Source organism: bacterium, from assembly GCA_022616075.1.
In the GTDB taxonomy this organism is placed as follows: Bacteria; Acidobacteriota; HRBIN11; order JAKEFK01; family JAKEFK01; genus JAKEFK01.
Genome location: JAKEFK010000385.1, coordinates 1 through 7,823, shown reverse-complemented (window position 1 = coordinate 7,823; position 7,823 = coordinate 1). Strand labels below are relative to the sequence as shown.

The following is a 7,823-nucleotide window of genomic DNA, read 5'->3' as shown; positions in this document are numbered from 1 at the left end:
GGCACGAGCTGAGGCTAAACCACCAGAAACCATAAAAGACAGCATGCCTCCTCCACCGGTCATTTGCCTTCTTGCAAGCTGGCAAAAGGGCGAGCTTTCCAACCATGGATAATTTACCTGAATTACATTTTCTTGGGACCCAAGAAAACGCGCCAACTCAAGGGCATTCTCGCACTGTCGCTCAATGCGGACGCCCAGGGTCTTTATCCCTCGCAGGAGGACCCACGCAGCGTGTGGATCAAGTATATTGCCCAACAGTGTCTGTGCATTACGTATGGTTTGAATCAATGACGAATTACCGGCAGCAACACCACATAACAGGTCCGCATGTCCGCCGATATATTTTGACCCAGAATGCAAGACTAGATTAGCGCCCAGTACAAGCGGATTCTGGAGAAAAGGAGTGGCGAATGTGCTGTCAACAAAAAGTAGAATGCCTTTTGCTTGAGTCATTCTGGCAATAGCGTGGATGTCTACGATCTCTAAAAGTGGGTTAGAAGGCGTTTCAATATAGAGTAAAACAGTTGTCGGACGCACAGCTTGTTCAAGCTCTTCCATGTTTGTAGCATCAACGAAATCTGTTTCGATTCCCAACGATCTTGCAAAGATATTCAAGAAAGTGAACGTTTGTGCAAAAATATTTCGTTGTGCAACCACATGGTCGCCGCTTCGGAGCACGGCCAACAGGGATGTTGTGATCGCACCCATTCCCGATGAGAAAACCAGAGCTGCCTCGGCGCCTTCCAAGGTGGCCATTTTCTCTGCTGCTGCGCTAAGGGTCGGATTGCCAAAACGCGTATAAACCGTATCAGCTTTTGTCCTGAAGAGTTCCCCAAGGGATTCGCTGGACTCCATCTGAAAAATGGTTCCTTGCATGATTGGAGTTGATAAAGGTCGGTGCGCTTTCTTACCGTCAACATAATTCTTGGCGGCGCGTGTATGAAATCCGAGTGAATGCGTCTCTTTGTTCTCGCTCATTCTCAAAATGTTATAGCCCTACAATATGACCATTGGCTGTCACTGTATTGCACAGAAAAAACCAGATATGTAAATGTCTAGCGTGCGAGAGAGGTTTCGCACCTTGAGGTAGCAGCGACTTGCCTAACATGCTCCGACCACTTAGCGGTTAGAATATCTTGATATTCTGCAAATTCTTCCATGTCGCTTCGGAGTACCAGATTTCCACGAATTCCCGAATGGACTCGGCTTCGTGGAGCGTTATCTCTTGAGCGACGGTTCTTCTGAGCAATGATTTTATGCTCGCGAAGGCAGAAGCGTCCCTGGAACCAAAGTCCGAAGCCACTCTGCGTGCAACCGTCAGAAGCTCCGATTCCTGTGCCACCTCATGGACGAGGCCTATATTCCGTGCCTCATCGGAAGTGTACATTGAACCCGAATAAACTACACGTGAGGCAGTCGCATTACCAACCCAAAATCGCAACATCTCTATGCTTCCCGCAAATAGGGAAGAACCGAAGCGAATCTCATTGAGCGATATCTTGGCGGTTCCGCTGACCATTACTCTATAGTCACAGGCCAGGGCTAACATGCATCCGCCGGCGATAGCATGGCCGTTGAGTGCGGCTACAACTGGTTTGGGATAAAGGAAGAGGTAGGTGTAGATCTGAGTAAAATTAATCAGGTAATCTGTAAACTTTTCTTTTGTGAAAGAAAGAAACTCCGGGATGTCAAACCCGAAAGAGAAGAACTTGCCGGTGCCAGTTAGAATGACCGATCTAATTTCTGGATCATTTTCCAGGGCTTTGAGATGGGCTCTTAACTGATCAACCACATCTCCGTTGAGTGCATTCACCTTTCCTTTGTTAAGCGTCAAAACTGCAATTCTGTCATTCTTCTGCAATCTTATGAAATTCGCTTCTTCGATCCGCCATTCTGTACTCAGACATTTGCCTTCCATTTCAGCCATTCTCCGGGTTTTACGATTTCAACCGGAAGATTTCGGGTCTTAGCTATCTTCACGAAGGTTGCTTCCGCATCCTGCTGCTCTTCATATGAATCAGCACCGGAGACCCCATAATGAATCGGGATGGCCAACCTGGCGCCGAGTACGACTCCGGCCGCTACTGCATGCTCAGGCGTCATCACTGCAGGGACGTTGCTGTTAGGAGCTCGCCAAAGAAACTTCGCGCCATTAATGGGAAGAAAGGCCGCATCAAAAGGGCCTAGCTGCTTCCCGATCTGCCACCAGAGACCGTGCCACATCGTATCACCGCAATGGATGATTTTTCTGCCGCCACCAGAAACTATCCATGAAACCTGGTTATCGCCGTATCCATCGGACGAAGGCACTGCAGTGATTGCAAAATCTCCGAGTAAGATCGGCTCCCACAGCTTCGCTCCCCAAACCCGGAAGCCTCGCGATGCAGCAATGGGCGCGCTCTCGGCAGCACAGATGAGGTTACCGTTTTCAGCAAGAACCGTTTTGACTGCCGCAGCATCAAAATGATCACTGTGAAGATGAGTAATTAGCACATGCCTGCGGGTTGCGTTGGATTGGAGTGGAATGATGGGATGTTTGAGAGCATCTCCCCATACTTCAGCGCTGATCAGTGGATCAATGAAAAGAGCCGTGGAAGCGTTTTCGAGCTTCACTCCTGCCCAGGCAAGTCGCTGCGCTCTGAGCTCTTCATTCTTGTTTTCAATCGCCTGCTCTGCTAATGCGGTTTTTGAGGCCAGAATCAGCAGCGCACTCCCAGCAAGAAACTCGCGACGGCTCAATTGCCAATTGAGAGCTTTATTTTTCATAACTTCTCCTGTTTCACAGATCGAAATGAGGGCTCTCTTTCCAAGGTGTAGACAACCTGCTCAGGCACTTCCACAATGACCTGATCTGCTTCGGCGATGACTCCGGGTTTTTCCACGCATGCGACAACACCTCTTCTGTGAAGACCAGACTTCCGAAATAATGCATACAGTCCATTGCGTGGGTAATGAGCCTCAATCACCCTTCCTGGATGAATGCAGGGAAGGTTCTTTTTCTGAACTACCAGTACTGCACCTTGGGAGAAGGATAGCCGCGTAGATGGGGGTAGTTCGGTGAGTTTTGGAACATTCCTAAAAAGCAAGTTTGCTCCCATCCACTCAGGCAAGATTTCCGGCACATCCATGACTTCGGCGATTTTGGAAAGTTCTTCAATTGAAACGATCGATACCTGTCGATCGTTTCTTATCTCAGCTCCCTGCGTATAAAGGGTCGTTCGACTGTCCGACAATCGTGTCATACCGCTCTGTCTGTTGCCATCAAAGCCCGAAAATGAAACGCTTGCAGATCGTTCTCGCGTAGTGATCAGGGATATTGGGTCTCGTCCGATGAAAACACCAACTACTTCTCCTTCCAGTCTGTACTTGATACTCACTGAACTCTTTCTCTCCTATGGGATTTTAATCAGTGTAGAAAGAAATCGTGCTGGCGTCTTGCACAGGAAAAGCATTCGATGTAAGAAGTAAGCGCGTTTCAAAAACGAACGAGATGGGAATACTTGATGAAGAACTGTCTCCGGTCGTTGATAAAGTCACGCGGTTGCAGGCCTGGGATTGATTGCGGATCCAGGTCTTGAAGATTGCTGTTCAGGCCAGCGAAAAGGGCTGTGCCGTGATGGACGATATAGCTCACAAGGAAATCTGCATTCAAGTTTTTGATCGGCCGAAGCTCAGTAAAGTTAGAGTTCGTAAGCAGAGCATCGTACTGAAGAATCATTCTTACAGACAGTTTCTTATTGATCTGATAGTTCCATTTGGTCCGAAAGATATGGTTGTTGAAAATACTCGAGGAAGTCACAGGATCATGAATGCGGTTATAAAGGTAGATGTTATCTATCGTAAGTGAGTGCGTAGGGCGAATGGTAATCATCAGAACCCCACTGATAGAATCGGCAAGCGAAGGAAGGCGGCCTGGACCCGGAACGAAGTTGACAGAGGTACCAAGGGTGGCACTGGCGTTAATGCTGACTAGTTTGAATACTTCGCTCGTGAATGAAACCGCATAGTAGTATGTAGAGAAATCAAGATTCTGAGCAAGCGCTGGAAAATCGCTGGGGCGTAGCCGGATCCTCGAAAACTTATATCCCATTTCCACAAAGGTTCGCCCGGCAAGTTCAAGCGAAATCCGAGGATAATGACTCCAGTCCAAACGCGTGCTGTTGTGGTCATAGATATATGAAGAATCCCAGTGCGGCGTCCAGGCAAACAAATGCTTACCTTCCGGACGAAAGCTGTAAGCGATTTGTTGATCAAACGCTCGAATATCTACGCGATTCACGAATCCAGGCAATGACAGAAATCCAGGACTCACATCGTTATACTCTGCGTTGTAATTGAAGAGTCTTCCGCTCCGCAAAAAATTAACTTTGTAAGCGGTACCCTTCTGATTCTGATCCTGAGGTTCTGTCGAGCTCGCTACCCCTTGAAATGTTGCTACCCAGTTTCCATGTAGCTTGAACCGTCCGTCCAGTCCCCAGACTCTATTCAAGTTGTTTGGAGCTTCGCGTCCTGTATAAATCAATCCGATCGCGGATTGCTCGGCTATATCACGGCTGATACGAAGAATCTGAAAGTTTGAATGCTCGCCATCCGTGAGATTCTGAGCGGGTGCTTCATTGTCTGCGAGCAAGGCGCCTATGCTGTAACGTCCGATCTTTCCACTCACTCGTATCCCAAACTGGGGATCGGTGATGCGCCGCGTAAAAAGCAGATGGATCGGTGTCTGAAAAAAGCTGGCGTTCTCGAGAAAAAAAGGACGCTTCTCATCAAACAGAACTTCAAATCGCTGGTTGACAGTTGTCTGTGGTTCATCCGAGCTCACCTGACTGAAATCTGGATTTACGGTAACATCAATCACCAGGCTGTCCCGGATGATCAGCTTCGTATCGATTCCGCCGGTGAGATCTGTGGAGTTTTGCTGATCCAGTGCCTGAATCGAACGAAATGCGCTATACGGTATGACTTGTATATTCCGCCCGGGTGAGATATTACGAAGACCTCTTAGGATACCTATCTGGTTTAATCTCCCCTGAATCCTGCTTGAGTAGCGCGGCCAGAAAGTTGCCTCATCGGCATTTGGTATATCCCGTGTTAGAAGAATCCCCCAAGTCTGCTCAGAATCGGAAGAGAAACGCAAACTCCGGAATGGTATCGCGAAAAAAACAATGTAACCTTCTTTTGTAATTCTTCCTTCTGTTTCAAAAACGGTATCGAAAGAATGATCAAAACTTTGCGAATTCTCAAACCAGATTGCATCAGCCTGAACACCAAAGGCATTGGATCCGAAAGCGTATGCACGCCGCTGATCATGAAAAGTATCCAGTTGGATTGAAACGCTGTCATCCGAAAAAATGCCTCTGCTACCCCGGTTCAGCATTTGAGCTCTAATGTTTGTTGAGTCCTTTTCGAAGCAGATGAAAACGGCATAGAGGTTTTGACTGTCGTAACCAAGAAAAACCTTTGTAAGCCTTGAGGATTGCTCTCCATCACGAGGAATTCGTTGCAGGAATCCTTCCACCTTCAGCAGATTCTTCCGCAGCTCAGCGTTTCTTCCCATGTCAAGAAATTCTTCCAACTGAGGAGGCTCCTGAATCCGGGGAATCTCAATTTCAGTCCTTGTAAATGAATCGGGCAATGCAGGTGAAGAGAAACATAGGAGAAGTAAAGTCAGTTTCAAGGCACCTTTAAGCATGTAGTGAAACCTCGGTCAAGAATCAGCACCGAGTAAATTAGCCAGTGACTTTGACGAGGTCTTGCAAAGAAATAACGTCCTATGTAGTTAGTGAACGTTGCTTATGGCAGCCATTGGATCCCCAAAGATTGAAAACACATTAGCGAATTACATTTTGGGTTTATTTCGTACAAGGCAGCTATAACGTGCGCTCGTAAGTTTGAAGTTTGTTACCACTGCCTTGGGAGGATAAAAATGAAAAAGGTTGAGATTGCTATTTCCATGGTGTTCCTGCTTTGGAGCGTTATCGCCTGTTCCGAAACACACTCTGCTTTTGACTGGTTGAAAACTCTAACTGGCAACTGGCAAGGTTCCTACAAGTGGTCCGGGGGTCGTTCCGGCGGCGGGGAAATGACCGCAACTTACTCGCTTACGGCAAACGGGTCTGCAGTAGTAGAGAATCTAATCGTTGGAGCGGATCCTGTCATGACAAGCGTCTATCATTTGGACGGAGATACCTTACGCATGACACACTTCTGCGCCGCCGGGAATCAGCCGCGGTTAAGAGCTAAGAAAATCGATGGAGTGAAGCGAAGCGTTCACTTTGAGTTAGTCGATATTACCAATCTGGCTGGACCAAAGGTGGGACACGTGCACAAGTTTGAGATCCATTTCAAGGATGAAAACCATATCAACTTGATCTTTACATTCTTAAGAGACGCATTGGAAAGCCAGGAGTTTATTGAACTCAGCCGGGGTAAAAAGTGACCTGCTATGGAACTTGCAGAAAGAATTCTTGTACGTTCGAACAAAAGCTGGCTACTTCTAAACCGAAATGAAATTCAGTGGATTGAAGCAAAAGGTCCCAACACATTATTGCATTGCCGAAGCAGTGAATATTCCATTCGAATTGGAATTCGGTCGATCGAAAGCAAGTTGGATCCTGAACAGTTCATCAGAATCCATCGTTCCTATATCGTGAATGTGAATACTATTCGCGAGCTAAAACTCCGGATGAACAGAAGTTATGATGTGATTCTGGAAGACGGCACAAAGTTGATCTGCACCAGATACTACAAAGATCGATTCCACTTTATTGAAAAATCCGCAGTCAAAATAGCGGCCGACAAATAGATTCGTAACAACTAATACTGTAGTATCCGAAACGCTACTGTAACCTCAAAAGAATTTCGGAATTGTTGGATTCCATATTTCCGAATCACAATCCGTTTTCGCGAATTCCATATCCAAAGGTGGGCTTTCATCGGTTTTTTGGTACCTAAAGACACAACAATCGAGCCAGCACCCGTCTCTGCATCTGGCAAGAGATGTCAGATTTCTGGATCATTGTAAATTTCATCGTCTCAATTAGGATCGGTACGAAACTTGCGAGAGGAATCAACACCAATTGTAGTTTAGGAGGAACGATGAAACTAAAGTTACTGGTGATTGTTTTTCTTCTCACCATTGTTTCGATTCCTGCAATGTCGCAGGTTTCAACTAAAACAGGATCGATATTCGGCAAAGTTGTTGATGAGAAAAATGTACCCCTACCCGGAGTCAGCATTTCCCTGGAATCGAAAACGATTCAATCACAATCATCTACATCGGGACCGACGGGTGCGTTCCGGTTCGCGAACCTGCCACCGGGAACGTATGCTGTGATCTTTTCTATTGAAGGCTTCACAGAAGTGCGTCAAGAAGACGTGCGCGTAACGATCGGCGGTTCGGTCAATTTGGAAATCACGTTGAATCCGACACTGGCAGAAGAATTTGTCGTTGTGGCGGATACACCCGTTGTCGACACCAAGAAAACAGGGAATGAATCGACATTCAACCGGGAATACTTGGATAAAGTTCCGAGCGGTCGCGATCCGTGGGTCATCATCGAACAGACCCCAGGTGTTGATAATGATCGCGTAAACATCGCAGGTTCAGAATCAGGACAGCAGACCAATTTCTTTGCTCGTGGTGCTTCCTTTGCAGATAACGCCTGGAACTATGATGGCGTGAATGCAACCGATCCTCTCGCACTCGGCGCGACGCCGACTTACTACGACTTTGATGCATTTGAAGAAATCCAGATTCAGTCTGGTGGTATGGATGCATCGGTTGGAGCAAAGGGCGTTGTGGTAAACCTTGTTACCAAGCG

8 protein-coding genes are annotated in these 7,823 nt (G+C 47.1%); 3 read left to right on the top strand and 5 right to left on the bottom strand.

What is annotated here, in order from left to right; genetic code table 11:
• The 5 genes from L0156_29770 to L0156_29750 all read right to left on the bottom strand — a co-directional run.
• Positions 1 to 978 (bottom strand): aminotransferase class I/II-fold pyridoxal phosphate-dependent enzyme (locus L0156_29770; protein MCI0607193.1); only part of this gene is annotated, 978 nt, incomplete at its 3' end.
• 148 nt (positions 979 to 1,126) lie between these two features.
• Positions 1,127 to 1,918, bottom strand: a complete 792-nt coding sequence (locus L0156_29765; GenBank protein MCI0607192.1) for an enoyl-CoA hydratase/isomerase family protein — start codon at positions 1,916 to 1,918, stop codon at positions 1,127 to 1,129.
• Complete coding sequence (locus L0156_29760; protein MCI0607191.1) at positions 1,900 to 2,766, bottom strand: MBL fold metallo-hydrolase; 867 nt, start codon at positions 2,764 to 2,766, stop codon at positions 1,900 to 1,902. Before L0156_29760 ends, L0156_29765 begins: the two co-directional genes overlap by 19 nt.
• Complete coding sequence (locus L0156_29755; GenBank protein MCI0607190.1) at positions 2,763 to 3,377, bottom strand: MOSC domain-containing protein; 615 nt, start codon at positions 3,375 to 3,377, stop codon at positions 2,763 to 2,765. Before L0156_29755 ends, L0156_29760 begins: the two co-directional genes overlap by 4 nt.
• Positions 3,378 to 3,475: 98 nt before the next feature.
• On the bottom strand, positions 3,476 to 5,692 hold the full coding sequence (locus L0156_29750; GenBank protein MCI0607189.1) for a carbohydrate binding family 9 domain-containing protein: 2,217 nt from the start codon (positions 5,690 to 5,692) through the stop codon (positions 3,476 to 3,478).
• A 234-nt stretch (positions 5,693 to 5,926) separates the two neighbouring features.
• Between L0156_29750 and L0156_29745 the strand changes: the two genes are divergently transcribed.
• The 3 genes from L0156_29745 to L0156_29735 all read left to right on the top strand — a co-directional run.
• On the top strand, positions 5,927 to 6,439 hold the full coding sequence (locus L0156_29745; protein MCI0607188.1) for a hypothetical protein: 513 nt from the start codon (positions 5,927 to 5,929) through the stop codon (positions 6,437 to 6,439).
• Positions 6,440 to 6,445: 6 nt separating this feature from the next.
• Positions 6,446 to 6,805, top strand: coding sequence for a LytTR family transcriptional regulator (locus tag L0156_29740; GenBank protein ID MCI0607187.1), 360 nt, complete (start codon positions 6,446 to 6,448; stop codon positions 6,803 to 6,805).
• 293 nt (positions 6,806 to 7,098) lie between these two features.
• Positions 7,099 to 7,823 (top strand): Plug and carboxypeptidase regulatory-like domain-containing protein (locus L0156_29735; protein MCI0607186.1); only part of this gene is annotated, 725 nt, incomplete at its 3' end.

Bases quoted from the DNA above. Each gene is read 5' to 3' on its own strand.
- L0156_29765 (MCI0607192.1), bottom strand. From the start codon at position 1,918: ATGGAAGGCAAATGTCTGAGTACAGAATGGCGGATCGAAGAAGCGAAT.
- L0156_29760 (MCI0607191.1), bottom strand. From the start codon at position 2,766: ATGAAAAATAAAGCTCTCAATTGGCAATTGAGCCGTCGCGAGTTTCTT.
- L0156_29750 (MCI0607189.1), bottom strand. From the start codon at position 5,692: ATGCTTAAAGGTGCCTTGAAACTGACTTTACTTCTCCTATGTTTCTCT.
- L0156_29745 (MCI0607188.1), top strand. From the start codon at position 5,927: ATGAAAAAGGTTGAGATTGCTATTTCCATGGTGTTCCTGCTTTGGAGC.
- L0156_29740 (MCI0607187.1), top strand. From the start codon at position 6,446: ATGGAACTTGCAGAAAGAATTCTTGTACGTTCGAACAAAAGCTGGCTA.